We start from the raw sequence: 22,466 nt of genomic DNA, 5'->3' as shown, positions 1-22,466 counted from the left end.
GCGGAAAGGGTACCGACCCGTCAGCGCAGCGTCGTTCCGCCCGTGTAGGCGGGAACCGACAGGGCATCCGACGCCTGCTGCGTGTAGCCCAGCCCGTAGCGGGCCGCGTACTGCCTGTACACGCGGATGCCCGGCTCGGCGGCCAGCGCCGCCTCGAGCCGTGCGGGGTCGCCCAGCGCGGTGATCACGTAGGGCGGGGAGTAGGTGCGGCCGTGCAACAGCAGGGTGTTGCCGATGCAGCGCGGCGCCGACGTCGCGACGATCCGCTGATCCTGCATGGCGATCGCCTCCGCCCCGCCGGCCCACATCGCGTTGAGCACGCTCTGCACGTCCTGCTGGTGCACCACGAGATCGTCGGGCGACGCGTCCGCCGGATACCGGCCGTCGGCGCCGCGCGGGGCATCGGTGAGGCTGACGGTGACGCCCGGGCCACGCCGTGCGGTCAGCCCGGCGGGGTCCTCGAGGGCGGCGGTGTCGGCGAGCACCGCGGCGACGTCGTCGTCGGTGGCCGCGGCCTGCGCCTGCAGCTCGGCGACGCGTCCCGCGAGGTCGTCGCGGGTGGCGGCGAGCTCGTCGGCCTTGGCCTGCGCCGCCCGTACGAGATCGGACAGCCGCGCGGAGTCGCTCACGCGCAGTTCCGCGCCGTCGGAGACCCCGCGGGTGGTGCCGAGCAGCAACCCGGCGAGCAGGCACACGGCCAGCGCGGCGGCAGTCCACCCGAGCGCGCGGGCCCGGCCGTCCGACACGTGGACCCTCCGTTCCGGATTCTGCGTTAGCGTGTACTCACACTGGCAGTACACATCAGGTAGCTGCCCAACCTACCTGTCCGCCCCGCGCGGTACCGCACGAACGAGGACGTCATGCCCAAGTCGAAGGTCCGGAAGAAGACCGACTACACGATCAACCCGGTGAGCCGAACCCCCGTGAAGGTGAAGGCGGGCCCGTCGAGCACCTGGTACGTCGCGCTGATGCTCGGCTTCATGCTCGTCGGCCTGGCCTGGCTGGTGGTGTACTACCTCGCGGCCGAGCAGATCTCGTGGATGAACGACCTCGGTGCGTACAACTTCCTCATCGGCTTCGGGTTCATGATCGTCGGCCTGATCATGACCATGAGATGGCGGTGAGGTTACAGGGATGTAGTTCATCCCCACCTGTGGACAAACCTGTGGATGAACTGGGGAAAGCTCCCCGTGGCGACTGAATCGCTCCGCTGGTCCACACCCCCGCTCGCGATCGCCGCTCTCACGGCGGGCGGCATCGTGCTCGCCGTCGCCGCGGCGACGACGGCCGATGCCGCCGGTCGCACGCTCGTCGGGCTCGCGGCCGTGGTGGCGTTCGCGGTCGCGGCCCTCGCGGTCCGTCAGCGTCCGCGGCTCGAGGTGCTTCCGGACGGCGCCGGGCTGGCCGTCACCCGTCTGTCGGGACGACGCGAGCTGCCCCGCGCGGCCCTGATGCGGGTGCGGATCGTCGCGTATCCGCGGCTCGGCCGTCGCGTGCCGATGCTGGAGATCGACGTGCGCGATCCCCGCGGCGACGAGCAGCTGCTGATCTTCGGGCGCTGGGACCTGGGCACCGACCCCCGCACGGTGTACGACGCGCTCGCGGTGCGGGGGCTGGCGCCGGATCAGACGCCGAGCTGAGCCCGCAGGCGCAGGACCGCCAGCACGAGGACCAGCACGGTGACCACCGTGACGGCTGCCAGCGCGAGCCAGCCCGTCCGAACGAAGCGGGCACGGTCGTCGCCCGCGCCCAGCGCCCGCGGCGCGAACAACAGCGCCGCCGTCGCCGCCGCACCCGCGGCCAGGCCGCCGAGGTGTCCCCACAGGGAGATGCCCGGGATGGTGATGCTGATGACGACGTTGAGGACGACGATCATCAGCACCGGCGCGGGGCTGCGCCGCAGCCGCATCAGGATCACCGCCTGCGCGCCCAGCAGGCCGAACACGGCGCCGGAGGCACCGGCGGTCACGGCGTCGGTCTGGAGCAGCATCACCGCGGCGGATCCGCCGAGGATGGACACCAGGTATACGGCCAGGTACCGGAGCCGGCCGAGGACGAGTTCGGTGTCACGCCCGATCACGTACAGCGCGAACATGTTGACCGCGAGGTGCAGCACACCGAAGTGCAGGAACCCGCTGCCGAGCACGCGGATGTACTCGTCGCGCACCGCGATCATCGGCGGCCACAGCGCCCACTCGAAGAACAGGCTCGACGAGCGCTCGTTGTTCATCACGCTGCCGGACTGGGCGGCGGTGATCGCGAAGATCGCGGTGTTCAGCGCGATCAGGATGTAGGTCACGAGGGGGGTGTTCGTCTGCGCCCGCATGGGCGCCCCCGCGACGGTGCGGGCCTGCGGGACATCGCGCTGGGCGGCCGCGACGCAGTCGACGCACTGCTGACCCACCGCGGCGGGCCGCAGGCAGTCGGGGCAGGCCGGTCGCCCGCATCGGCTGCACGAGAGCAGGGTCGGGCGATCGGGATGCCGGACGCACCGCGGCTGGGGCGGGTGGCCGCCCCCGCCGGCCGCGTGGCCCCAGCCGGGGTTCGTCATATCGGTCTCTTCCGGAGATTCAGGAGATGGTGATGCTCTCGATGACGACGGGCTCGACCGGGCGGTCCGCGCGGTCCGTCGCCGTCGTGGCGATCGCGTCGACGACCTTCTTCGACGCCTCGTCGGCGACCTCACCGAAGATGGTGTGGCGTCGGTTCAGGTGGGGGGTCGGCCCGACGGTGATGAAGAACTGCGAACCGTTGGTGCCCGGGCCGGCGTTGGCCATGGCCAGCAGGTAGCTGCGGTCGAACTGCAGCTCGGGGTGGAACTCGTCGGCGAACTGGTAGCCCGGGCCGCCACGACCGGTGCCGGTCGGGTCGCCGCCCTGGATCATGAAGCCGTCGATGACGCGGTGGAAAACCGCACCGTCGTAGAACGGGCCACTGGTCTCCCCCTTGGCGTTCTGGGTCTTGTACTCCTTGGTGCCGTTCGCGAGGCCGACGAAGTTCTCGACCGTCTTCGGAGCGTGGTTGCCGAAGAGCGAGATCACGATGTCGCCGCGGTTGGTGTGCAGAGTCGCGGTTGCGGTCTTTTGAGGTGAAGTCACCCCTCCATCGTGCCATCCGGGTCTGCGACACCGGGGCGGTCCGTCTCGCGAACCCCGGCCGCGGGGGTCCGCTGTGCAAAAGTGGGTACATGACGAGTGTGAGCGAGTCCAGAACCAAGATCGGGTCCGGCGCCGGCAGCGAACTCGTGCGCCCCCCGAAGAAGTCCGAGGGCGCCGGTGGCTACCTGAAGCTCGCAGGGCAGGGCGCTACGGCCCTCGCGCGGGGGCCGCTCTTCACCGGCCTGCTGGTCGCCCGCAAGGGTCTCGACATCGCCCGGAACATGGCCAGAAGCCGGGAGTGCCGCCGCGCGCGAGCCGCGGCGACGATCGAGGCAGCACCCCGCGGGCGGGGCCGCAGGATCCTGGTGACGGTCGGCGCGCTCGGCGTCGTCGCCGCCGGCGGAGTTGTGTTCTACCGCAGCCGTCTCGGGGATCATCCGCCGGTCGCGCCGGAGCCGCCGCGGATCGAGCCGGTCACCCCCGAGCCCGGGCCGGTCGCGACACCGGAGGCTGCCGCACCGAAGCCGGAGGCTGCCGCACCGAAGCCGGAGGCTGCCGCACCCGAGGCGAAGCCCGGGCCGGCCGCGACGCCCGAGGCCGTGGCCCCGAAGCCCGAATCGGCCGCGCCGGGGAAGGCCGCACCTCGGGCCGAGGGCGGGACGGCTGCCCCCGCGGTGCCCGCGCCGACGCCGAAGGCGACCCCGACGGCAGCCGCGACGCCGAAGGCCGAGCCCACCACCGTCCCGAAGGGGACTGCCGAGGCGCCCCCGACCGGAAAGCACGCGGCCAAGGAGGGAACGGCTCCGAAGCCGGCCGCCGAGCCGAAGAGCGAGGCCGCCGGCAGCAAGGGAACCGCCGCGAAGCCGAAGCCGTCGGCCGGTCCCGCGGGGGGCCCGAAGAAGCAGGACTGAGTTCCGCCCGGGGTCACGGGACGGAATCGGATCCGGGGCAGGTCGCGTCGATCGCGGCCTGCCCTTCCTTCTGCAGTTGTCGTTCGGTGACGCGCACTTCCAGGTCGACGATCCGGCCGGCCACGACATAGATCAGGACGGTCAACAGCAGCACAACGGGTACGGACGCGAGGAATTCCATGTCGGCCTCCAGCGGTGGTCCGCGCGAGCGGGAAGGTGGAGGTGCTCGGGTACGTCGTCGATGACATGTCCAGCCTACGGACACGGGCGGGGGCTCTGTCGCGCCGGCAGCCCCGTCGGACCGTGATCCGCCCCACCCCCGCGCCGTCGGTTACTCATGGGTACCGATCCGCCGAATCGCGTGATGTGCATCACAGAACAGGTGGATACTCGCCGGTAGCAGTCCTATCGGGGAGGCATCACATGGCACAACAGGTACACGCCAGCGAGGAACAGTCGCGCGCGCTCGCAGAGGAGTCCCGCGAGACCACCTGGCACAAGCCGTCGTTCGCAAAGGAGTTGTTTCTCGGACGTCTGACCCTCGACCTCATCCATCCGTTCCCGCGGCCCACCCCCGACGAGGAGGCCCGTACCGAAGGGTTCCTGGCAGAGCTTCGCCGCTTCTGCGAGGGTGTGGACGGCAGCCGCATCGAGCGCGAGGCCCGGATCCCCGACGAATACGTCGCCGGATTGGCCGAGCTCGGCTGCTTCGGCATGAAGATCTCCCAGGAGTACGGCGGCCTGGGACTGTCGCAGGTGGCCTACAACCGCGCGCTGATGCTCGTGGCCAGCGCCCACCCGAGCCTGGGCGTTCTGTTGTCGGCGCATCAGTCCATCGGAGTGCCCGAACCCCTGAAGCTGGCCGGGACACCCGAACAGAAACGCGCTTTCCTCCCGCGGTGTGCGCGAGGGGCGATCTCGGCCTTCCTGCTGACCGAACCCGACGTGGGTTCCGATCCCGCCCGTCTCGCCTCGACGGCGGTGCCGGTGGAGAACGGCGACGCGTACGAACTCGACGGCCTGAAGCTGTGGACCACCAACGGAGTGGTCGCCGAACTGCTGGTGGTGATGGCGCGGGTGCCGCGCAGCGAGGGCCACCGCGGTGGCATCTCGGCGTTCGTCGTCGAGGCGAACACCCCGGGCATCACCGTCGAACGCCGCAACTCGTTCCTGGGCCTGAAGGGGATCGAGAACGGCCTCACCCGGCTGTACAAGGTGCGGGTGCCGAAGGAGAACCTCATCGGCCGCGAGGGCGACGGCCTGAAGATCGCCCTGACCACCCTCAACGCCGGCCGGCTCGCGATCCCGTCGATGTGCGCCGGTGCGGGCAAGTGGGCGCTCAAGATCGCCCGGGAATGGTCCGGCACCCGCGTCCAGTGGGGTCGGCCTGTGGGCCGGCACGATGCGATCGCCGGCAAGATCGGATACATCGCCGCCACCACGTTCGCCCTCGAGGCCGTGGTGGAACTGACCGGCCAGATGTGCGACGAGGACCGCAACGACATCCGCATCGAGGCGGCCCTGGCCAAGCTGTGGTCCAGCGAGGTGGCCTGCGAGATCGCCGACGAGTTGATGCAGATCCGAGGGGGACGCGGCTACGAGACGGCGGCGTCGCTTGCGGCCCGGGGTGAGCGGATGGTGCCCGCCGAGCAGCTCCTGCGGGACCTGCGGATCAACCGGATCTTCGAGGGCTCGAGCGAGATCATGCGGCTCTTCGTCGCCCGCGAAGCCGTCGACGCCCACCTGCGGGTGGCGGGTGAGCTGGCGGATCCGAAAGCCACTCTGGACACGAAGGCCCGGGCCGCCGCCAAGGCGAGCGGCTTCTACGCCAAGTGGCTGCCCCAGTTGGTGGCGGGCAGGGGCCAGCTACCCACCTCGTACGGCGAATTCGGTCCCCTGGCACACCATCTGCGCTACGTGGAGCGGTGTTCGCGCAAGCTCGCTCGGTCCACGTTCTACGGCATGGCCCGGTGGCAGGGCGGTCTGGAGAAGCGGCAGAATTTCCTGGGGCGGCTCGTCGATATCGGCGCGGAACTGTTCGCCATGTCGGCGAGTTGCGTGCGGGCGCAGATGTACCACACCGACGGCCACCCCGATACGGACGCGGCCTACGAACTCGCCGACGTCTTCTGCCTCCAGGCGAAGCTCCGCGTGGACTCGCTGTTCGCCGCGTTGTGGACGCACACCGACGATGCCGACCGGCAGCTCACGGCCGACGTCCTCGACGGGCGCTACACCTGGCTGGAGAAGGGCGTGATCGATCCCAGCGAGGGTACGGGCCCGTGGATCGCCGAATGGTCGCCCGGGCCGTCGGTGGAGCAGAACCTCGCCCGCAGATTCCTCGGCGCCGACCATCCGGTGGTGTGAACGGGCCGCCGGCCGCGCGGGCTCCGGTCAGCCGCGACAGCAATCGCTGTCGCGGCTGATCGCCTTGCGCGGATCCGACGCCGTCGTGGGTCAGAAGGCGCCGCAGTTGGACGGGGCGGGCCGATTCGCGAACCGGTCGTTCAGGTAGGCGACCGCCTCGGGCATCCCCGCGACCAGAGGAAGCGCGTGATTGACGGCCAGGCCCGGCAGGACAGGCGGGGTGGTGTTCGGGGAGAACTGGACGGTGGCGCCGAGGGCGCACCAGTCCGCCGCGAGCTGGCGACCCTGTCCGTAGGGCACGATGTCGTCCATCGTCCCGTGCTGCACGAGTACCGGCACCGACGGCTGCAGACGTCCGATCCGCTGCGCGGCGATGGCTTCCTTCGCCTCCGGCAACCGATCGACGACCACGCTCAGCGGCTCACCCGTGCGGGTGTAGTCGCTCGTGCGCTGGAAGCCGTAACGGAAGATCGTCTCCGGCGCGCACTGGTTCGCCACCGAATGCAGCATCTCGCGTCCACGGTCGTTGACCTCGGCGTCGATGAGATCCCGGAGCTCGGGGTAGGCCTCGCCGAGGCCGTTGATCGTGCAGCCGATCACGCCGGTGAGCGCCGTTCCGTCGACCTGGCTGAGCGTGGCCTCGAGGTCCGCGGGCGGCGCGCCGGCATAGGCCCCCACGACGTTCAGCTCGGGCGCGTAGGTCGGCTGCAGTTCTGCTGCCGCAGCCACGGCACCGCCGCCCTGGGAGTACCCCCACAGGCCGACAGGACCGTCGGGGGTGATGGACGTGGCGGGCAGGCTCTGCGCCGCCCGGACCGCATCCAGCACCGCGTGCGCCTCGGCGAGCCGGTTGACGTACGTGTGGTGCCCCGGTGTGCCGAGCCCGTCGTAGTCGGTGACGACGACGGCGATGCCCTGCAGCAGCAGGGTGTTGATCGAGAGCAGTTCGTACTCGGTGAACAGGTCGAGCGGCGGGGTGTAGGACACGAGCGAGTTCAGCTGCTTGGACGGGGCACACTGGTCGCCCTGGCCCTGGGTGCCCGGCGCGATGGCGACGAGCGGTCGCGGCCCCGGCCCGTTCCACGGCAGCGACGGCTCGAGGTAGGTGCCGCCGACGGCGCTGGGTCCGCCGGTGGCGTCGAGGCTGCGGTACAGCAGCCGGGTGCCCTGCGCGGGGAACACGCCCTGCGGCGACGGGACGCGAATGGAGAGGTCGGACGGCCCGCTGCGGAGGACGTCGCCGGAGGCTCCGACCAGGTCGAGCGGAGGATCGTAGAAGTTCGCATCCGCGCTCGCCGTCGCCGGCGTGGCAAGCATCGCTCCTGTCAGTGCCGCGGCCGTCGCCGCAGCGCCGATCCACCGTCTGGTGATCCCCATCCCCATCCCCATGGTCCCTTCACAGGTAGCTGTCCGTGTGTCGGACGACACAAGCGGTACGCACTGTAACACCTAACTTACCGGCGCGTAAGTACGTGATCCGGGGGGCTCGCGAACCCCGATTCGCACCGCGGTCCGTCGTTCGCTCCCGGGCATTGCCGCTGGTCGGGGACAATCCGGTCATGACCGGGGAGCGCAGCGAACCGCAACTGCACCGACTGACCACACCGCATACCGCCGCCGTCGTCGGGATCGTGTTCGCCGTCCTGTTCGCGACGAGCATCGTCCTGATCCGTCAGGCGATCCCCGCCGATCCCTTCGGCAGCACCGAGTGGCTGGACGCCGGCCGCTCACGGCTCACCGTGGCGCTGACGCTGGCCCAGTTCGCCTGCATCGCGTTCCTGTGGTTCATCGGTGCGCTCCGGCACCGGCTGGGAGACCTCGAGGACCAGTTCTTCTCGACGGTCTTCGTCGGTAGCGGCCTGTTGTTCCTGGCGCTGATCCTCGTCACGATGGCCACCGCCGGCGGGCTGCTCCTGGCGGACCGGGCGGAGGCGGTGCCCGCCCAGGAATCCGCCGCCTTCGCGCACGCGCTGATCCTGCAGATCAGCAACGTCTATTCGATCCGCATGGCCGCGGTCTTCATGATCTCGCTGGCCACCATCTGGCTGCGCACCGGACTCATGCCCCGATGGCTGGTCCTACCCACGTACCTGCTCGCCCTGGTCCTGCTGTTCGCGGTGACCGAGGCGCTGTGGCTCACGCTCGTCTTCCCGGCGTGGGTGATCGTGATCAGCGTGTTCCTGCTGACCCACGCCCGGCAGGCGTTCCCGCCCCGGCGGGCGTTCCGGCCGAGAACCTGACGGTGCCACGGCGACGGAGCGGCGTCACTCGTCGCCGGGCTGGGCGGACAGGGCGTTCTGCACCCGGTGGGTGACCGCGTCGTCCCAGCCGTCGGGGCGAGGATGTCCGCCCACAACTGCGCCGCCTCCGGCCCGTAGGCGTGGCCGAACCCGGACGGGACGTCGGCGGAGAACACCATGTCGAGCGTGACCTGCAAGAACGTGACGAAGGGCAGCCACCGCATGCCCGGATCCACATCCGGGGCGAGCGGCTCCCGCAACCAGTCCGGCTCCCGCAGCAGCAGCCCGAACGACCACCGGGTGATCGGCCTGGTAACCGCAGGCGCACACGGGCTGTGCTTACGTCACGCGCGGATCCTAGTGGGCACGGCAATCTCCCGCGCGGTCCTACGGCGCGGCTTCCCCGGACGTGGCCGAGTCGGTAGCAAGATGTACGCCGATCGTTGTCTACGGGAGGTGTGACATGGCTGTGGGAGTCGGTCTCCGGATCGGGAGCGTGGTGTCCACCGCGGTGCTCGCCTCCAACGACCCCGGCAGCCCCGATCCCGTCGTCATAGCCCGTGACACCGTCCTGCACATCGACTCCGACGGCACCACCGTCCTCGGCGGCGCCCCGCATCCCGCCGGCGAGGCCCGCTACCTGTCGGGCTTCCTCGGCCGCGTCGGCGATCCCGCCGGCGTCACCGCCAGTGACGGGCGTATCTACCGGGCCGAGGACTCGATGGCCACGGCGATCGCCTGCCTGTTGCACGAGTGCCAGCCGCTGCCGCCGGACGGCGGGCCCGACGGGGGTCTGCCCGCTGTCACCGCCACCTACCCGTCGCGGTGGGACCAGTCCACGGTGGCCGCGCTGCGGGCCGCGCTCGACTACGCGGATCTGCGGCACATCGCCCTCGTCTCGGACGCCGAGGCCGCGGCCACCTGGTACGCGTCGGAGATCTCGGAGACCCCCGGCCAACTCGTCGGCATCTTCCACGTCGACGACGGCGGCTCGACCGTCAATCTCGTGCGCTCCGGTGTGTCAGCCGGCAAGGCGTTCCGCTTCGCCGCCAAGAGCGCCCCGTCTCCCGCGGCCCAGCTGGCCACCGCGCTCGGCGCGTTCGGCTGGCTTTCGCACAACCTCGACGCCGTGGTGGTGATGGGCGACGGGTTCGTCGCGCGCGACCGCTCGCATGTGCAGTCCATCGCGGACAGCCTCGCCGCGAAACTCGGCGTGCGCACCCTCGTCGGCCCCGGCCCCGAGCAGACCGCCGCCCTCGGTGCCGCCATCCTGGCGGCGGGTTTCACGCCCGCGCGCGTGGTCAAGGCGCGGATCGGACTGCCACCGTCGTACGACGTCACCGACGTCCTCACCGGTGGCATCCCACGTATCCGGGAACTCGAAGCGGCCGAACGAGCGAGGGCCGAGGCGGCCGCGGAACGAGACAGGGCGGCCGGCGCACCGGGGAGCCCCGCACCGGTCCCGGCGACGACCGCCTCCGACTCCCGGTCCGGCGACGCCCGGTCCGATGACACCCGGTCCGATGACAGCAGCGCCGACGAGGCCTTCGGGGCGACGGTCACCACCGTCACCACGCGGCCGAGCAGGAACTCCTCGGCGATCGGGGCCGTGGTGGCAGTGATCCTGCTGCTGGCCGTCGCGGCCGTCGCGCTGCTCTGACCGTTCGGGTTGTTACTACCGCGGAGTTCAGCCCTCCGTGAGCGAGTTCAGCTCCGCGGCGTCCTCCGCGCCGAACTTGTCCTCGAGCACCTCGGGGCTGTAGTCGAGGTCGATCTCCTCGACCGGCCGGCCGCGCGCGGATTCGATGGCCCCGAGCCGCCGCTGGGCCCGGTCGGCCGCGTAGGCGACGAACTCGTCGGGGTCGAGGCCGAAGGGCTGCTCCTCGAACTGGTCGTTGACCCACTGGATCATGCCGAGCGCCAGCGGCAGCAACTCCCCCATGCGCTGCTGCACGACATCCCAGTTCGAGTCGTCGGCTGCGACGTGGCGGCGGCACGTGAACGTGCCCCACGCCATGTGCCGGCGTTCGTCGTCGCCGATCCGGCGCACGAGTTCCTGCATGCCGGGCAGGATTCCGCGTTTCGTGCACACCTTCTGCCAGGCGTAGTACCCGGTGAGGGCGAGACTGCCCTCGATGACGTGGTTGTAGGTGACGCTGGCGCGGACCTGATTGGCAGGACTCGGATCGGTCTCGAGGACGCGCAACGAATGGGGCAGTTCCTCGTAGAACAGCTGCCGGTAGTACGGATTGTCCGCGACGTAGGAGTGCAGGTCCGCGGTCAGGCCCACCGCGTCCATCCACAGGCGGAAGACCTGGGTGTGCTTGGCCTCCTCGAAGCAGAACTGGGTCAGGTACATCTCGTCGCCGAGCCGGCCCTCGGCGGCCATCGCCCGTAGGAACGGCTGGATGTCCTGTGTGACGGCCTCCTCGCCGGCCACGAACTGCGCGACGAGATAGGTGGCGCTGCGGTGCTGTTCGCTGTTGAGCTCGTTCCAGTCGGCCGCGTCCCGGCTGAAGTCCAGCTCGAGCGGATCCCAGAACTTCGCGTTACCCTTCGCGAACAGCCGCAGCGGGAAGGCGTCCCAGTGCAGACCTCCCGCGCGCAGCGTTCCGAAGCCCTGACGTTCCGGCAGTGCTGTGGTCATGAGTGTGCCCGCCTTCCCTCGCCCGGATGGACGCGTGTCCATCTCGACGGTAGCGCCATTTCGGCGGGGCGTGACGGGAACCATACAAACTGTAGGTATGACGGACCCCCGGCCGGGATCGTCGAGCAGATCCCGGCCGGGAGCGCTGCCCGTCAGCCCTCGAGCAGGGTGTCCCCCGGATATCCGCCGGGGCCGAATCCGGGTGGGACGGCGAACACCGCCGACCCGATCGGCGTGATCCACGGGTTCAGCGCGTCGTGCTCGGCGAGCCGCTGCTGCACCGGAACGAACTGGGCGTCCACGTCGGCCTGGTACGACGCGAACAGCAGCCCGGCGCCGTCCGGGTCGTCGTAGTTGTAGCCGCGCCGCAGGAACCGCTCGTTCGCGTTCCGGGGCCGCGCCCGCGCGACGTGCGATTCCGGGGGGATCACCGGAATGCCGTGCACGTCGGTGGCGGCGAAGTCCGGATCGTCGTGCTCCCGGTTGCCGGTCAACGGCGCCCCCGAGGCCAGGTCCCGGCCCACGGCGAGTTCACGGGCCGGCCGGTCCAGCTCGTCCCACGTGTCGAGTTCCATGCGGATACGCCGCACCACCACGGACGTGCCCCCGGCCAGCCAGGCCGGGGTGCCGGGATTCCACACCTGCCGGTCGAAGTCCGTGCTTCCCGCGGCCGGGTTGACCGTGCCGTCGACCTGGCCCATGAGGTTGCGCATCGTGGTGCCGGCGGGCTTGGTGCCCGCCGCGTTGCGGAACCCGCGCTGGACCCAGCGCACGGTGGCCAGCGACCGCACGCTCTTGGCGAGCGTGCGGGTCGCGTGCGAGACGGTGACCGGGTCGTCGGCGCAGACCTGCACCAGCAGATCACCGCCCGACCAGCGCTCCTCGAGGCGATCGATCGAGAACGCGGGCAGCGGCCGCAGCCACTCGGGCCGCTGCGCCGCCAGGCCAGCCGCGTCGAACACGGCGGGACCGAATCCGACGGTCACGGTCAGCCGCGCGGGATCGTGGGCGAGTTCGGGCTCGGTGTCGCCGAGGGCAGGGCTGCCCTCGGTGAGCCGGCGGCCGTCCTCGGCCCACACCTTCATGATCCCGACGAGCGCCCGCCGGTCGAGGCCCGGGCGCAGATCCAGGGCGACGAACGCGGCGAAGGCCTGCGGTTCGGTGTCGATGCCGGCCTGGTGCACGCCGTGGAAGGCGACGGTGCGCCCGCCGGTGGGCTCGGGCTCCCGCGTGGCGGCATAGCCGAGGCCCGTCCCGATCCCGGCCGCGCCGATGCCCGCGACGCCGAGGACGGCGGCGCCGCCCCCGAGGAGGCGCCGCCGGCTCAGCTCAGCCACCGTGGTTCGCCCCCATGCCGGCGCTCGGCTGGTAGTTCTCCCGTGCGCCGGAGAAGTCGCGGACCTGCGCGGTGAACTCGGTGGTCGAGCCGTCCTCGAAGGTCAGCTCGAAGGTCACCTCGGTGCCGGGCAGGACGGGCTCGACGAGGTCCATCAGCATCAGGTGGTCGTTGCCGGGCGCGAGGGAGTGGGTGCTGTGCGCGGGAATGACCAGGCCGTCCTCCTTTTCGCGCATCACCATGGCGCCGCCGTCGCCGGCCGCCATCTCGTGGATCTCGGTGCGGGCCGAGCTGGGGCTGGCGGCGGAGACGATGTGGATGTCGGAGTCGCCGGTGTTCTCGAGCTCGGCGAAAGCACCGGTCATGCCGGATTCGGCGGCCTTCGCCCACGCCGAGGAGACGGTGAGCGAGTCCGCGGAGGCGGCGGCCGGCTCGTCGGACGAGCATCCGGCGGCGAACAGGGTCGCGGCCGCGGCGGCAGCGAGGAACAGGGTCTTCTTCATGAGGTTCTCCGAAATCGGTCCGGGTGCGCACGCGTGCGCGCGGTCCCGCGTAGCGGTGACCGTGAGGTGGGCTGGGATCAGACCGTGTGGGGAGGACCTCGGGTGCCGAGACCTGCGGCGACGAGCAGGCCGCGCCGCACCCGGGGATGGTGTGCGACGGGCGTCCAGCCGGGAACGGCGACGGGCGCCGGCGCGAACGGCGGCACACTCGCGCGCCGCACCGCGGTGAGCCCGACGCGGCAGCCGTGTTCGGCGCCGCGGACGAGCAGCGCCGCGACGACGATCGCGGCCGTGTGGGCGGCCAGCATGCCCGCGCCGGGGACGTGGACGTGTCCCGTGTCGAGGGAGAGGACACCGTGGCCCACCACCTGCCCGGCGGCCAGCACGCCGACGATCGGCAGGCGCGTGCCCGCGGCGAGCAGACCCACCGCGGCCGCGGCGGCGAGCAGCAACACCGCGGATGCCTGTCCCGGCGCGGCCCCGCCGGCGAGCGCATGGGCGGCGATGCTCACCGCCCCCGACATGCCGCCGACGAAGGCGCCGCGCACGCGTGCGGCGAAGTCCTTCTCGGCAGACATGCAGCCAGGATACGCGCCTCCTACTACCGGAAGTAGTAACCGGCCTCACAGAACTTGCCGACACATTGTCGATAAGATGTCGACTGTCCGTCGGTAAATCTTCCTCAGGAGCCCACATGTTCCTCGCGCTGCGCGAACTATGGTTCGCGCGCACCCGCTTCCTCCTCATGGGAACCGTCGTAGCCCTGGTGGCGGTGCTGATGGTCATCCTGTCCGGCCTGTCCTCCGGCCTCGTGGCAGACGGCGTCTCGGCCCTCCAGCGCACCCCGGTCCAGGCCTTCGCCTTCGCCGAGGGCACCCGCACCGACTCGGCGTTCTCGCGATCCGTCGTCACCGAGGACCAGGCCGCCGCGTGGCGCGCCCGGCCGGACGTCGCCGACGCCGCGCTGCTCGGCAACGCCATCGTCAACGCCCGGACCGCGTCCGGCACACCGGTCGACCTCACCCTCTTCGGCGTCGAACCCGGCTCGTTCCTCGAACCGGCGCCCGCCGAGGGGCGTCCCCTCACCGGCGACACCGACATCCTGGTCAGCGACACCGTGCGCGAGGCGGGCATCGCCGTCGGCGACACCATCGTCCTCGAGCGCCTCGGCACCGAACTCACGGTCGCCGGCTTCACCGCCGACAAGCGCACCTTCGGCCACGTCGACGTCGCCTACCTGCCGCTGCGAACCTGGCAGGCGATCCACGCCGGCACGCGGGCCGGCGAGCTACCCGATCCGCGCGTCTACACCGAGGCGAGCGTCGTCGCCGTCCGGGGTGTCGACGACCGGCTGCCCGACCTCGCCGCGGGCGATGCCGCCGCCGGCACCGCCGCCAAGACCCTCGAGGAATCCTTCGACGCCTCCCCCGGCTACTCCGCCGAGATGATGACGATGTCCCTCATCAAGGGCTTCCTGTACGCGATCTCCGCCCTCGTCGTCGGCGCCTTCTTCAGCATCTGGACCGTCCAGCGCTCCCGGGAACTGGCCGTGCTGCGGGCCATGGGCGCCTCCACGGGTTTCCTCCTGCGCGACGGCCTGGCACAGGCGACGGTCGTGCTCCTCGCGTCGGTGACCGTCGGAGTCCTCCTCGGCCTCGGCCTCGGGTCGGGCCTCGAGGGCAGCGGCATGCCGTTCGCGCTCGAGACCGGCCCCGTCGCGTCCGGCGCCGCGACCCTGGTCCTGCTGGGACTGCTGGGCGCGGCCGTTGCCGTCGTCCGCGTCACCCGCGTCGATCCCCTCACCGCACTCGGAGAGAACCGATGACCACCTCGACCATCCCCACCACCGGCCTGGCCCTGTCCGGCGTCACCCTCCGCTTCGGCGACGGCGACAACACCGTCGTGGCACTGGACGACGTGAACCTGCACGTCGCCGCCGGTGAGCTCGTCGCGATCGTCGGGCCCTCGGGCGCCGGCAAGTCGAGTCTGCTGGCCGTCGCCGGCGGTCTCACCCGCCCCACCACGGGTGTCGTCACGCTGGCGGGGATCGACGTCTCCGCCCTGCCGAATCGGGCGCTGACCCGGCTGCGGCGAGAGCGGGTGGGCTTCGTCTTCCAGTCCGGGAACCTCGTTCCCGCCCTGACCGCCCGCGACCAGCTCCGGCTGGTCCCGAAGATCACCGGTCGCCCCGGACGTGATCCGGACGAGCTGCTCGGGGCGGTCGGGATGAGCCATCGCGCCGACCGGCGACCCGGACAGCTCTCCGGCGGCGAACGCCAGCGGGTCGGCATCGCCCGGGCCCTCGTCTCGCGGCCGGCGCTGCTGCTCGTCGACGAACCGACCGCCGCCCTCGACCGCACCCGCAGCCACGAGGTGGTCGAGTTGCTTGCCCGGGAAACCCACGATGCGGGGGTGGCTGGCATCATGGTCACCCACGACCACGACGTGCTGGAGCATTGCGACCGCATCCTGGAGATGGTGGACGGCAGGCTGCACGCCCGCGGCTGACCGCACGAGGAGGGCCCGTGCCGAAGATCTCTGCGGCTACCGTCGCCGAGCATCGCGCAACCCAACTACGGGCACTCCTCGATGCGGCTCACGCACTGTTGACCGAGTCGCCGGAGCGCCCGCCGAGCCTGGGCGAGGTCGCGGCCCGGGCCGGGCTCGCCCGCTCCAGCGTCTACCACTACTTCCGGTCGCGGGAGGATCTGCTGCGCGCGGTCGTCGAGGACATGTTCCCGCGCTGGAACGCGAAGGTGATCGCCGCCATGGACGAGGCCGGCGATCCGGCCGGCCGGGTACTCGCGTACGTCGACGCCAACCTCCGGCTCGTCGCCGAGGGCGAGCACGCGCTCGTCGGAGCGCTCGCCACGGTCACGCCGCAGGCCTTCACCGACGAACGCATGCAGACGCTGCACCGCGAGCTCGTGCTCCCCCTCGTCGAGGCCCTGCGTGAGCACGGGACCACGCATCCGGAACTGGCCGCCGAACTGGTCGGCGCCGTGGTCCACAAGGGCACCGAACTCATCGAATCCGGCCGGAACCTGGAGGAGGTCCGCCGGGCGGTCCGCGATCTGCTCGAGCTCATCGACGTTTCACGTGAAACGGGCTGAGATCTTCCGGGTGCCCCCTATTGACAACAGGCTGTCAAATCGACAGCATATTGTCATGACTGAGACAGTGCATGTCGCCGTGTACGACACCTTCGCCGACTGGGAGGTCGGTCATGCGATCGCCCACATCAACAAGCCCCTCTGGCACAAGCATCCCGGCCGCTACGCCGTCGCCACCGTCGGCGCCACGCGCGAACCCGTCACCACCATGGGCGGAATCCGCATCCTCCCCGACACCACCCTGGACGAGGTGCGGCCGGAGAACAGCGCGATGCTCGTCCTGGCGGGCAACGACATCTGGAACACCGAGCAGTTCACCCCCTTCGCCGAACGGGCGCGCGACTTCCTCGAGGCCGGGGTCCCGGTGGCCGCGATCTGCGGGGCCACGGGCGGGCTCGCCCTCGCCGGCCTACTCGACGATCGCGCGCACACGAGCAACGCCGCCGAGTTCCTGGCGAGTGTGGGCTACGCGGGCGGGGATCTCTACCGCGACGAACCGGCCGTCACCGACCGGAATCTGATCACCGCGAGTGCCACCGCCCCGGTCGAGTTCGCCCGCGCGATCCTCGAACGCCTCGAGGTGTTCGAGCCGCACGTCCTCGAATCCTGGTTCAAGCTCTACGGCCGACGCGACCCCGCCGGCTTCTACGAACTCATGGCCGGATGAGCGAGCGCCCGGAACAAGAACTGCTCAGCGGCCTCGCTCTGACGTCGTTCCGGCTCAACGGACAGTTCCTCGAGGTCGCCGAATCCCTCGCGCGCCCGGCCGGGCTCACCGCGGCGTGGTGGCAGGTCCTCGGTGCCGTGCTGCGCGAACCCCTGCCGGTCGCCGGCATCGCCCGCGCGATGGGGATCACCCGCCAGAGCGTGCAGCGGATCGCCGACCTGCTGGTCGAGCGAGGCCTCGCCGAGTACCTGCCCAACCCGGCCCACCGGCGCGCCAAGCTCGTCGCGCCGACCCCGGCGGGACGCGAGGCGGTGTCCGGGATCGATCCGGCGCATGCCGCCTTCGCCCGTCGCCTGGCCGACGCCGTGGGCGAGGAAGACCTGGCCGGCGCACTGGCCGCGATGCGCCGGCTCTCGGCGGTCCTCGACGAGCTCGCCGAGGAGAAGTGACCGGGCACGACGACAGGCCCGGACATCCGTGATGTCCGGGCCTGTCGTCGATATTCGAGTGTGCGTTGTGGAGCCTAGGAGATTCGAACTCCTGACATCTGCCTTGCAAAGGCAGCGCTCTACCAACTGAGCTAAGGCCCCGTCTGCCGCCTCAGCGGCCGGTGACCTCGTGCCATTCGTCCTCGCTCCGCAACATCCGAGCGAGTCCGACGGCCACCAGCACCACGGTTCCCACAGTGAGAAGAACCTTCATGCTCGCTGCCCTTTCGGCACGGGGAGTGGGCCTAGGAGGACTTGAACCTCCGACCTCTTCGTTATCAGCGAAGCGCTCTAACCGCCTGAGCTATAGGCCCTCGAACCGAGTTGGAACACTACCCCACCGAGCCACGAAGTCCAAAATCGGCTCGGCGGGGTCACGTTTTCCCAGCTCAGTCCGGGTCTGCGAGGGTGACCTGCACGCCCCCGACGAGGTCGGTGCACAGGTTGTAGATGAACGCCCCCAGGGTGGCCAGAGCGGTCAGCAGGATCGTGTTGACCAGCCCGATCACCGTCGCGTACCCGAAGACCTGGCCGGCGGTGATGAGGCCACCCCCACCGGTGTCGGACACCATGTCGGTGAAGGCGCTGTTGAGCCGTTCCCACACGCCCATGCCCGCGAGCACGCCGTACAGCAGACCCACGGCGACCATCCACACGAAGAACAACGAGACGGAGATCACCGAGGAGATCTTCAGCATCGACCACGGATCGATGCGGCGCAGCTGCACGGTCGCCCGCAGCGGCTCACCCGGGACCCGGGCCGCGGCCGCCACCACGGCAGCCGGTTGCGCAGCCGCGGATTCCTCGGCCGGCGCGGACGGCAGCGGATGCTTCACCGTCGACAGGTCCGGCAGGTCCTTCGCCAGGTCCTTGCGTTCGATGTGCCGCGTCGGACCGTCGATGACGGCCGCCTTCGTCTTGGCCGCCGACCGGTCCGCACCCGGCATCCCCGTCGTGGGCGCGTTCATCGAGGCGGCCGCCGTGCCGGTGACCACCGGGCGGGTCGGCGGCGTCGCGGCACCGGACCGGCCGCCGGCCGGATTCACGCCGGGGCGAGCCGCCGCCGGCTTCGCCGGGCCCGGCTGCTGTCCTGCGGGCTGCGCCGATCCGGTCGGGGCCGCGCCGGGCCGCGTGGCGGTCTTGTCACTCCCGGGCCGCGTGGCGGTCTTGTCACCCACAGCGTCGCCCGAGGTGGGCACCGCGGGACGCCCGGTCGAGGACGACATCTGACCCGGGCGGGCCAGATTCGTCTGCGGCACGTTCTGCGGCGCCTCCTGCTGACTCCCGCGCTGCCACGGCGGCGTGGGGGGGCCACCCGGCCGTTGCTGCCCGGGACGCCCCGCCGGCGACGTCCCGCTCTCCGGCGTGGCGGGACCCTGCTTCGCCGCGCCGTCGGCCGGCGCGCCCGGGTTCGCTCCCGCGGCGGGATTCCGGGCGGCACCCGGCGCGTCCGACGGCCCCGCAGCGCCCTGCGGCTTCACCTCGGGAGCCTGCTTCCCGGGCACCTCTCGTCCGTTCTGTCCCTTCGGCGGCTGAGCGGGCGGCCCCTGCTCGGCCCCGTTCGGTCCCTGGGGAGTGCTCACTTACGACTCCTTCGCTTCGAGTACGGCGCTCTCCTCGGGCTCGTCGGCGTTGCGTGCGATCGCCAGCAACGTGTCCCCCTCCCCCAGGTTCATCAACCGCACACCCTTCGTCTGTCGGCCGGCCTTGCGCACCTGCTTCGCGGGGGTCCGGATGACGCCACCGCCCGAGGTGATCGCGTACAGCTCGTCGTCGTCGTCCACGATGAGCGCTCCGACCAGAGTGCCACGCTTGCGGTCGTACTGGATGGTCAGCACGCCCTTGCCGCCGCGGCCCTGCGCCATGTAGTCCTCGATCGGGGTGCGCTTGGCGTACCCGCCGGACGTCGCGACCAGCAGGTACGTGCCCTCGCGGACCACATTGAGGGAGAGCAGGGCATCGTCCTCGTTGAACCGCATGCCCTGCACACCTGAGGTCGCCCGGCCCATCGGCCGCAGCGCCTCGTCGCTCGCCGCGAACCGGATCGACTGTCCCTTCGCGGACACCAGCAACAGGTCGTCGTCCGACGAGCACAGCACCGCGCCGACCAGTTCGTCGTCGCCGCGCAGGTTGATCGCGACGATGCCGCCGGACCGGTTGGAGTCGAAGTCCGACAGGCGCGACTTCTTGACCAGGCCGTTGCGGGTCGCGAGCACCAGATACGGGGCGTCCTCGTAGGACTTGAGCCGGATGACGCCCTGGATCCGCTCGTCCGGCTGGAAGGCCAGCAGGTTGGCCACGTGCTGGCCGCGCGCGGTGCGGTTGGCCTCCGGCAGCTCGTAGGCCTTCGCCCGGTACACCCGGCCCTTGGTGGTGAAGAACAGCAGCCAGTCGTGCGTGGACGTCACGAAGAAGTGCTTGACGATGTCGTCCTGCTTGAGGTCGGCACCCTTGACGCCCTTGCCGCCACGCTTCTGGGACCGGTACAGGTCGGTCTTGGTGCGCTTGGCGTAGCCGGTCTCGGTGATGGTGACGACCACGTCCTCGCGGGCGATGAGGTCCTCGTCGGAGACGTCGCCGTCGGCCGCGACGATGCGGGTGCGACGGTCGTCGCCGTACTTGTCGACGATCTCCTTCAGCTCGTCCCGCACGATCGCGCGCTGGCGCTCGGGCTTGGCGAGGATGTCCTTGAGGTCGTCGATCTCGCGCTCGATCTCGGCGAGTTCGTCGACGATCTTCTGCCGTTCCAGGGCGGCGAGGCGGCGCAGCTGCATTGCCAGGATCGCGTCGGCCTGGATCTCGTCGACGTCGAGCAGTCCGATCAGGCCGGTGCGCGCGTCCTCCACCGTCGCCGAGGCGCGGATCAGCGCGATGACCTCGTCGAGCGCGTCGAGCGCCTTGACGAGTCCGCGCAGGATGTGGGCCCGCTCCTCCGCCTTGCGCAGCAGGTACCGCGTCCGGCGGACGATGACCTCGACCTGATGGTTGACGTACAACCGGATCATCTGGTCGAGCCGCAGGGTGCGCGGCACGCCGTCGACGATCGAGAGCATGTTGCAGCCGAAGCCGGTCTGCAGCTGCGTGTGCTTGTAGAGGTTGTTGAGGACGACCTTCGCCACGGCGTCACGGCGGACGGTGACGACGATGCGCATGCCCACACGATCCGACGACTCGTCGTGGATGTCGGAGATGCCGGCGATCTTGCCGTCCCGGACCTGCTCGGCGATCGAGGTGATCAGGTTGTCCGGGTTGACCTGATACGGCAGTTCGGTGATGACGATGGAGGTCTTCCCCCGGGCGTCCTCCTCGATCTCCACGACACCGCGCATCCGCACCGAGCCGCGGCCCGTGGTGTACGCGTCCTTGATGCCCTGGCCGCCGACGATCAGGCCCGCCGTCGGGAAGTCCGGCCCCTTGATGCGCTCCATGACGGCCGCCAGGGTGGCTTCCTCGTCGGCCTCGTAGTTCTCGAGCGCCCAGTAGATCGCCTCGGCCACCTCACGGAGGTTGTGCGGCGGGATGTTGGTGGCCATGCCCACCGCGATGCCGCCGGAACCGTTGATCAACAGGTTGGGGATACGGCTGGGGAGAACCACCGGCTCGAGCGTGCGGCCGTCGTAGTTCGGCTGGAAATCGACCGTCTCGTGGTCGATCTCCCGCAGCATCTCCATCGCGAGCGGCGTGAGCCGGCACTCGGTGTACCGCATCGCGGCCGCACCGTCGTTGCCGCGGGAACCGAAGTTGCCCTGGCCGTCCACGAGCGGGTAGCGCATCGACCACGGCTGCGCGAGTCGCACGAGCGTGTCGTAGATCGAGGCGTCGCCGTGCGGATGGTAGTTGCCCATCGTCTCGGCGACGGCACGTGCCGACTTCACGTAGCCGCGGTCCGGGCGGAACCCGTTGTCGTACATTGCGTACAGGACGCGGCGGTGCACCGGCTTGAGACCGTCCCGCACATCGGGCAGGGCGCGGCCCACGATCACGCTCATCGCGTAATCGATGTAGCTGCTCTGCATCTCCTGCTGGATGTCGACGGGCTCGATGCGGTCGTGCCCCGGCCCCTCCGGCGGCAACGTGGTGTCGGTCATGAGCTCCTTCTTCTACTCGGCTCGAACGCCGCGGGCTTCCGCCCGGCGCGCGTCTCGCAACCACACGAGTCTATAGGTGCAGGTCAGCTCGCACACCGACCGATGCGGCGATTCCGCTCGACCGACCCTGCACGTCGCCCGGAATTCACGTCACGATCGCGCCGGAACGGTCCGCGACGAGTCGGTGCCGTCGTCGTCGGTGGTCCAGCGGGCGAACTCCTGTTCCAGTGCCAGATCCCTCCGGCTGGGCGCGAGCAGCAGCGCCGCGATGGGCACGGTGAGAACGACGATGCCGAGCACGAAGGAGGGGAACAGCAGGGCGGTGACGGTCTGGCCCGCCGGCAGCGGGACGGTCGGGTCGACCTGGACGCGCACACCGGCCATGCCGGTGTAGTGCAGCGCGACGACCGCGCAGCCCATGAGCAGGGCGGCCGGCACCCGGAGCGTCCACCGGTCCGCGGCCTGCGCGAGCCACAGGGCGACCGTGGCCGCAACGACACCGATGGCCACCGAGGCCACGACGAACGCCGTGTCGTGCTCGAGCGAGCCCTGGATCCGGATGGCCCACATGCCGCTGTAGTGCATGAGGCTGACCGCCAGGCCCATCCCGACACCGCCGACGAACAGGCGGACGAGAGACGGGACGCGGTTCACCCACGCGGCGCGGGAGCTCACGAGCCAGAGCCCGAACCAGGTGGCGGCCACCGACAGCGCGACGGAGAAGACGGTCGGTCCCAGCGCGTATCGGACCGCGGTCCCCGGGACGTCGAAGCCCATCATCCCGATGAAGTGCATGAGCCAGACGGCCACACCGCCGACGGACAGGGCGGCCATGGCCATCCAGCGGCGGTGGCCGCGGCCGGTCGGGGCGATCAGCGCCTGGCGGGCGCAGGAGAGCCCGACGAACGATCCGACGACGGAGGTGGCATAGGCGAGGAAGAACACCCACATCCCCATGGAGAAGTGGTGCATTTCGTGCGACATCGTGACCTTCTGAGCGTGGCACGC

The 22,466-nt window shown here is 70.7% G+C and carries 23 protein-coding genes, 2 tRNA genes and 1 pseudogene; 11 read left to right on the top strand and 15 right to left on the bottom strand.

All coding sequences use genetic code 11. The annotated features are described in order from the left end of the window. Positions 1-20 precede the first annotated feature (20 nt). Entirely contained in the window at positions 21-746 is a 726-nt protein-coding gene (locus HFP48_RS00195) for a DUF881 domain-containing protein (protein WP_043799077.1), read from the bottom strand. A 114-nt stretch (positions 747-860) separates the two neighbouring features. Here HFP48_RS00195 and crgA point away from each other — a divergent pair, with 114 nt between their 5' ends. Both crgA and HFP48_RS00185 read left to right on the top strand, forming a co-directional pair. Further along, positions 861-1,124, top strand: a complete 264-nt coding sequence (gene crgA / locus HFP48_RS00190; protein WP_006942200.1) for a cell division protein CrgA — start codon at positions 861-863, stop codon at positions 1,122-1,124. Positions 1,125-1,190: 66 nt separating this feature from the next. Continuing rightward, positions 1,191-1,640, top strand: coding sequence for a PH domain-containing protein (locus HFP48_RS00185; protein ID WP_029546822.1), 450 nt, complete (start codon positions 1,191-1,193; stop codon positions 1,638-1,640). Here HFP48_RS00185 and HFP48_RS00180 read toward each other — a convergent pair. Together HFP48_RS00180 and HFP48_RS00175 are read right to left on the bottom strand one after the other, a co-directional pair. Beyond that, the gene (locus HFP48_RS00180) at positions 1,625-2,551 is read right to left on the bottom strand and encodes a rhomboid family intramembrane serine protease (protein ID WP_006942204.1); all 927 of its coding nucleotides are present in this window, start codon (positions 2,549-2,551) and stop codon (positions 1,625-1,627) included. The two genes, HFP48_RS00185 and HFP48_RS00180, sit on opposite strands and share 16 nt — an antisense overlap. A 19-nt stretch (positions 2,552-2,570) precedes the next feature. Continuing rightward, complete coding sequence (locus HFP48_RS00175; RefSeq protein ID WP_006942206.1) at positions 2,571-3,098, bottom strand: peptidylprolyl isomerase; 528 nt, start codon at positions 3,096-3,098, stop codon at positions 2,571-2,573. 89 nt (positions 3,099-3,187) lie between these two features. Between HFP48_RS00175 and HFP48_RS00170 the strand changes: the two genes are divergently transcribed. Beyond that, positions 3,188-4,009 (top strand): alginate biosynthesis protein AlgP, encoded by an 822-nt coding sequence (locus HFP48_RS00170; protein WP_246872491.1) that lies wholly within the window; start codon positions 3,188-3,190, stop codon positions 4,007-4,009. 13 nt (positions 4,010-4,022) lie between these two features. On the opposite strand, the gene HFP48_RS00165 is transcribed toward HFP48_RS00170, so the two are convergent. Then, entirely contained in the window at positions 4,023-4,190 is a 168-nt protein-coding gene (locus HFP48_RS00165; protein ID WP_164528058.1) for a hypothetical protein, read from the bottom strand. 242 nt (positions 4,191-4,432) lie between these two features. Here HFP48_RS00165 and HFP48_RS00160 point away from each other — a divergent pair, with 242 nt between their 5' ends. Then, positions 4,433-6,376 (top strand): acyl-CoA dehydrogenase family protein, encoded by a 1,944-nt coding sequence (locus HFP48_RS00160; RefSeq protein WP_006942216.1) that lies wholly within the window; start codon positions 4,433-4,435, stop codon positions 6,374-6,376. 90 nt (positions 6,377-6,466) lie between these two features. Here HFP48_RS00160 and HFP48_RS00155 read toward each other — a convergent pair whose 3' ends face one another. Then, positions 6,467-7,753 (bottom strand): lipase family protein, encoded by a 1,287-nt coding sequence (locus HFP48_RS00155; protein WP_168578832.1) that lies wholly within the window; start codon positions 7,751-7,753, stop codon positions 6,467-6,469. Positions 7,754-7,935: 182 nt separating this feature from the next. On the opposite strand from HFP48_RS00155, the gene HFP48_RS00150 reads away from it, so the two are divergent. Further along, on the top strand, positions 7,936-8,616 hold the full coding sequence (locus HFP48_RS00150; protein WP_168578831.1) for a hypothetical protein: 681 nt from the start codon (positions 7,936-7,938) through the stop codon (positions 8,614-8,616). Positions 8,617-8,640: 24 nt separating this feature from the next. Here HFP48_RS00150 and HFP48_RS00145 read toward each other — a convergent pair. Next, a pseudogene (locus tag HFP48_RS00145) lies at positions 8,641-8,930 on the bottom strand (alpha/beta-hydrolase family protein); the annotation flags it as partial. Positions 8,931-9,079: 149 nt separating this feature from the next. On the opposite strand from HFP48_RS00145, the gene HFP48_RS00140 reads away from it, so the two are divergent. Beyond that, the gene (locus tag HFP48_RS00140) at positions 9,080-10,276 is read left to right on the top strand and encodes a hypothetical protein (RefSeq protein WP_168578830.1); all 1,197 of its coding nucleotides are present in this window, start codon (positions 9,080-9,082) and stop codon (positions 10,274-10,276) included. A gap of 27 nt (positions 10,277-10,303) precedes the next feature. On the opposite strand, the gene HFP48_RS00135 is transcribed toward HFP48_RS00140, so the two are convergent. The 4 genes from HFP48_RS00135 to HFP48_RS00120 all read right to left on the bottom strand — a co-directional run bounded on the left by HFP48_RS00135 (position 10,304) and on the right by HFP48_RS00120 (position 13,680). Further along, positions 10,304-11,263 carry a R2-like ligand-binding oxidase gene (locus tag HFP48_RS00135; protein WP_006934498.1) on the bottom strand — a complete coding sequence of 320 codons (960 nt, stop codon included), beginning with the start codon at positions 11,261-11,263 and terminating at the stop codon, positions 10,304-10,306. A 152-nt stretch (positions 11,264-11,415) separates the two neighbouring features. After that, positions 11,416-12,600, bottom strand: a complete 1,185-nt coding sequence (locus HFP48_RS00130; RefSeq protein ID WP_006934496.1) for a Dyp-type peroxidase — start codon at positions 12,598-12,600, stop codon at positions 11,416-11,418. Continuing rightward, complete coding sequence (locus HFP48_RS00125; RefSeq protein WP_006934494.1) at positions 12,593-13,102, bottom strand: copper chaperone PCu(A)C; 510 nt, start codon at positions 13,100-13,102, stop codon at positions 12,593-12,595. The genes HFP48_RS00130 and HFP48_RS00125 overlap by 8 nt, the downstream gene beginning before the upstream one ends. Before the next feature lie 77 nt (positions 13,103-13,179). Beyond that, on the bottom strand, positions 13,180-13,680 hold the full coding sequence (locus HFP48_RS00120) for a hypothetical protein (protein ID WP_029546814.1): 501 nt from the start codon (positions 13,678-13,680) through the stop codon (positions 13,180-13,182). A gap of 116 nt (positions 13,681-13,796) precedes the next feature. Between HFP48_RS00120 and HFP48_RS00115 the strand changes: the two genes are divergently transcribed. The 5 genes from HFP48_RS00115 to HFP48_RS00095 are packed head-to-tail and all read left to right on the top strand — an operon-like array spanning position 13,797 to position 17,331. Beyond that, entirely contained in the window at positions 13,797-14,927 is a 1,131-nt protein-coding gene (locus tag HFP48_RS00115) for an ABC transporter permease (protein WP_168578829.1), read from the top strand. Continuing rightward, positions 14,924-15,610 (top strand): ABC transporter ATP-binding protein, encoded by a 687-nt coding sequence (locus tag HFP48_RS00110; RefSeq protein WP_168578828.1) that lies wholly within the window; start codon positions 14,924-14,926, stop codon positions 15,608-15,610. Before HFP48_RS00115 ends, HFP48_RS00110 begins: the two co-directional genes overlap by 4 nt. Before the next feature lie 17 nt (positions 15,611-15,627). Next, positions 15,628-16,215 (top strand): TetR/AcrR family transcriptional regulator, encoded by a 588-nt coding sequence (locus HFP48_RS00105; protein WP_006934487.1) that lies wholly within the window; start codon positions 15,628-15,630, stop codon positions 16,213-16,215. A 55-nt stretch (positions 16,216-16,270) separates the two neighbouring features. Next, positions 16,271-16,882: a type 1 glutamine amidotransferase family protein gene (locus tag HFP48_RS00100; RefSeq protein WP_050034261.1), complete on the top strand. Its 612-nt coding sequence runs from the start codon at positions 16,271-16,273 to the stop codon at positions 16,880-16,882. Further along, a complete protein-coding gene (locus HFP48_RS00095; protein WP_043799097.1) occupies positions 16,879-17,331 on the top strand; it encodes a MarR family transcriptional regulator in 453 nt (150 codons plus the stop codon). Before HFP48_RS00100 ends, HFP48_RS00095 begins: the two co-directional genes overlap by 4 nt. 68 nt (positions 17,332-17,399) lie before the next feature. On the opposite strand, the gene HFP48_RS00090 is transcribed toward HFP48_RS00095, so the two are convergent. The 5 genes from HFP48_RS00090 to HFP48_RS00070 all read right to left on the bottom strand — a co-directional run bounded on the left by HFP48_RS00090 (position 17,400) and on the right by HFP48_RS00070 (position 22,442). Further along, positions 17,400-17,472 (bottom strand) — tRNA-Ala (locus HFP48_RS00090). Positions 17,473-17,610: 138 nt separating this feature from the next. Then, positions 17,611-17,684, bottom strand: a tRNA-Ile gene (locus tag HFP48_RS00085). A gap of 75 nt (positions 17,685-17,759) precedes the next feature. Continuing rightward, positions 17,760-18,953 carry a DUF3566 domain-containing protein gene (locus HFP48_RS00080; protein ID WP_168578827.1) on the bottom strand — a complete coding sequence of 398 codons (1,194 nt, stop codon included), beginning with the start codon at positions 18,951-18,953 and terminating at the stop codon, positions 17,760-17,762. Then, a complete protein-coding gene (gyrA, locus tag HFP48_RS00075) occupies positions 18,954-21,458 on the bottom strand; it encodes a DNA gyrase subunit A (protein WP_006934483.1) in 2,505 nt (834 codons plus the stop codon). A gap of 150 nt (positions 21,459-21,608) precedes the next feature. Continuing rightward, positions 21,609-22,442 (bottom strand): MHYT domain-containing protein, encoded by an 834-nt coding sequence (locus tag HFP48_RS00070; protein WP_006934482.1) that lies wholly within the window; start codon positions 22,440-22,442, stop codon positions 21,609-21,611. Between the last annotated feature and the right edge of the window lie 24 nt (positions 22,443-22,466).

Source organism: Rhodococcus sp. DMU1 (assembly GCF_012272955.1).
In the GTDB taxonomy this organism is placed as follows: domain Bacteria; phylum Actinomycetota; class Actinomycetes; order Mycobacteriales; family Mycobacteriaceae; genus Rhodococcus; species Rhodococcus aetherivorans.
The sequence above is the reverse complement of the archived record's forward strand: the minus strand, read 5'-3'. Positions and strand labels throughout refer to the sequence as shown.

Bases quoted from the DNA above. Each gene is read 5' to 3' on its own strand.
- crgA (WP_006942200.1), top strand. From the start codon at position 861: ATGCCCAAGTCGAAGGTCCGGAAGAAGACCGACTACACGATCAACCCG.
- HFP48_RS00180 (WP_006942204.1), bottom strand. From the start codon at position 2,551: ATGACGAACCCCGGCTGGGGCCACGCGGCCGGCGGGGGCGGCCACCCG.
- HFP48_RS00170 (WP_246872491.1), top strand. From the start codon at position 3,188: ATGACGAGTGTGAGCGAGTCCAGAACCAAGATCGGGTCCGGCGCCGGC.
- HFP48_RS00165 (WP_164528058.1), bottom strand. From the start codon at position 4,190: ATGGAATTCCTCGCGTCCGTACCCGTTGTGCTGCTGTTGACCGTCCTG.
- HFP48_RS00160 (WP_006942216.1), top strand. From the start codon at position 4,433: ATGGCACAACAGGTACACGCCAGCGAGGAACAGTCGCGCGCGCTCGCA.
- HFP48_RS00155 (WP_168578832.1), bottom strand. From the start codon at position 7,753: ATGGGGATCACCAGACGGTGGATCGGCGCTGCGGCGACGGCCGCGGCA.
- HFP48_RS00150 (WP_168578831.1), top strand. From the start codon at position 7,936: ATGACCGGGGAGCGCAGCGAACCGCAACTGCACCGACTGACCACACCG.
- HFP48_RS00140 (WP_168578830.1), top strand. From the start codon at position 9,080: ATGGCTGTGGGAGTCGGTCTCCGGATCGGGAGCGTGGTGTCCACCGCG.
- HFP48_RS00135 (WP_006934498.1), bottom strand. From the start codon at position 11,263: ATGACCACAGCACTGCCGGAACGTCAGGGCTTCGGAACGCTGCGCGCG.
- HFP48_RS00125 (WP_006934494.1), bottom strand. From the start codon at position 13,102: ATGAAGAAGACCCTGTTCCTCGCTGCCGCCGCGGCCGCGACCCTGTTC.
- HFP48_RS00120 (WP_029546814.1), bottom strand. From the start codon at position 13,680: ATGTCTGCCGAGAAGGACTTCGCCGCACGCGTGCGCGGCGCCTTCGTC.
- HFP48_RS00115 (WP_168578829.1), top strand. From the start codon at position 13,797: ATGTTCCTCGCGCTGCGCGAACTATGGTTCGCGCGCACCCGCTTCCTC.
- HFP48_RS00110 (WP_168578828.1), top strand. From the start codon at position 14,924: ATGACCACCTCGACCATCCCCACCACCGGCCTGGCCCTGTCCGGCGTC.
- HFP48_RS00100 (WP_050034261.1), top strand. From the start codon at position 16,271: ATGACTGAGACAGTGCATGTCGCCGTGTACGACACCTTCGCCGACTGG.
- HFP48_RS00095 (WP_043799097.1), top strand. From the start codon at position 16,879: ATGAGCGAGCGCCCGGAACAAGAACTGCTCAGCGGCCTCGCTCTGACG.
- gyrA (WP_006934483.1), bottom strand. From the start codon at position 21,458: ATGACCGACACCACGTTGCCGCCGGAGGGGCCGGGGCACGACCGCATC.
- HFP48_RS00070 (WP_006934482.1), bottom strand. From the start codon at position 22,442: ATGTCGCACGAAATGCACCACTTCTCCATGGGGATGTGGGTGTTCTTC.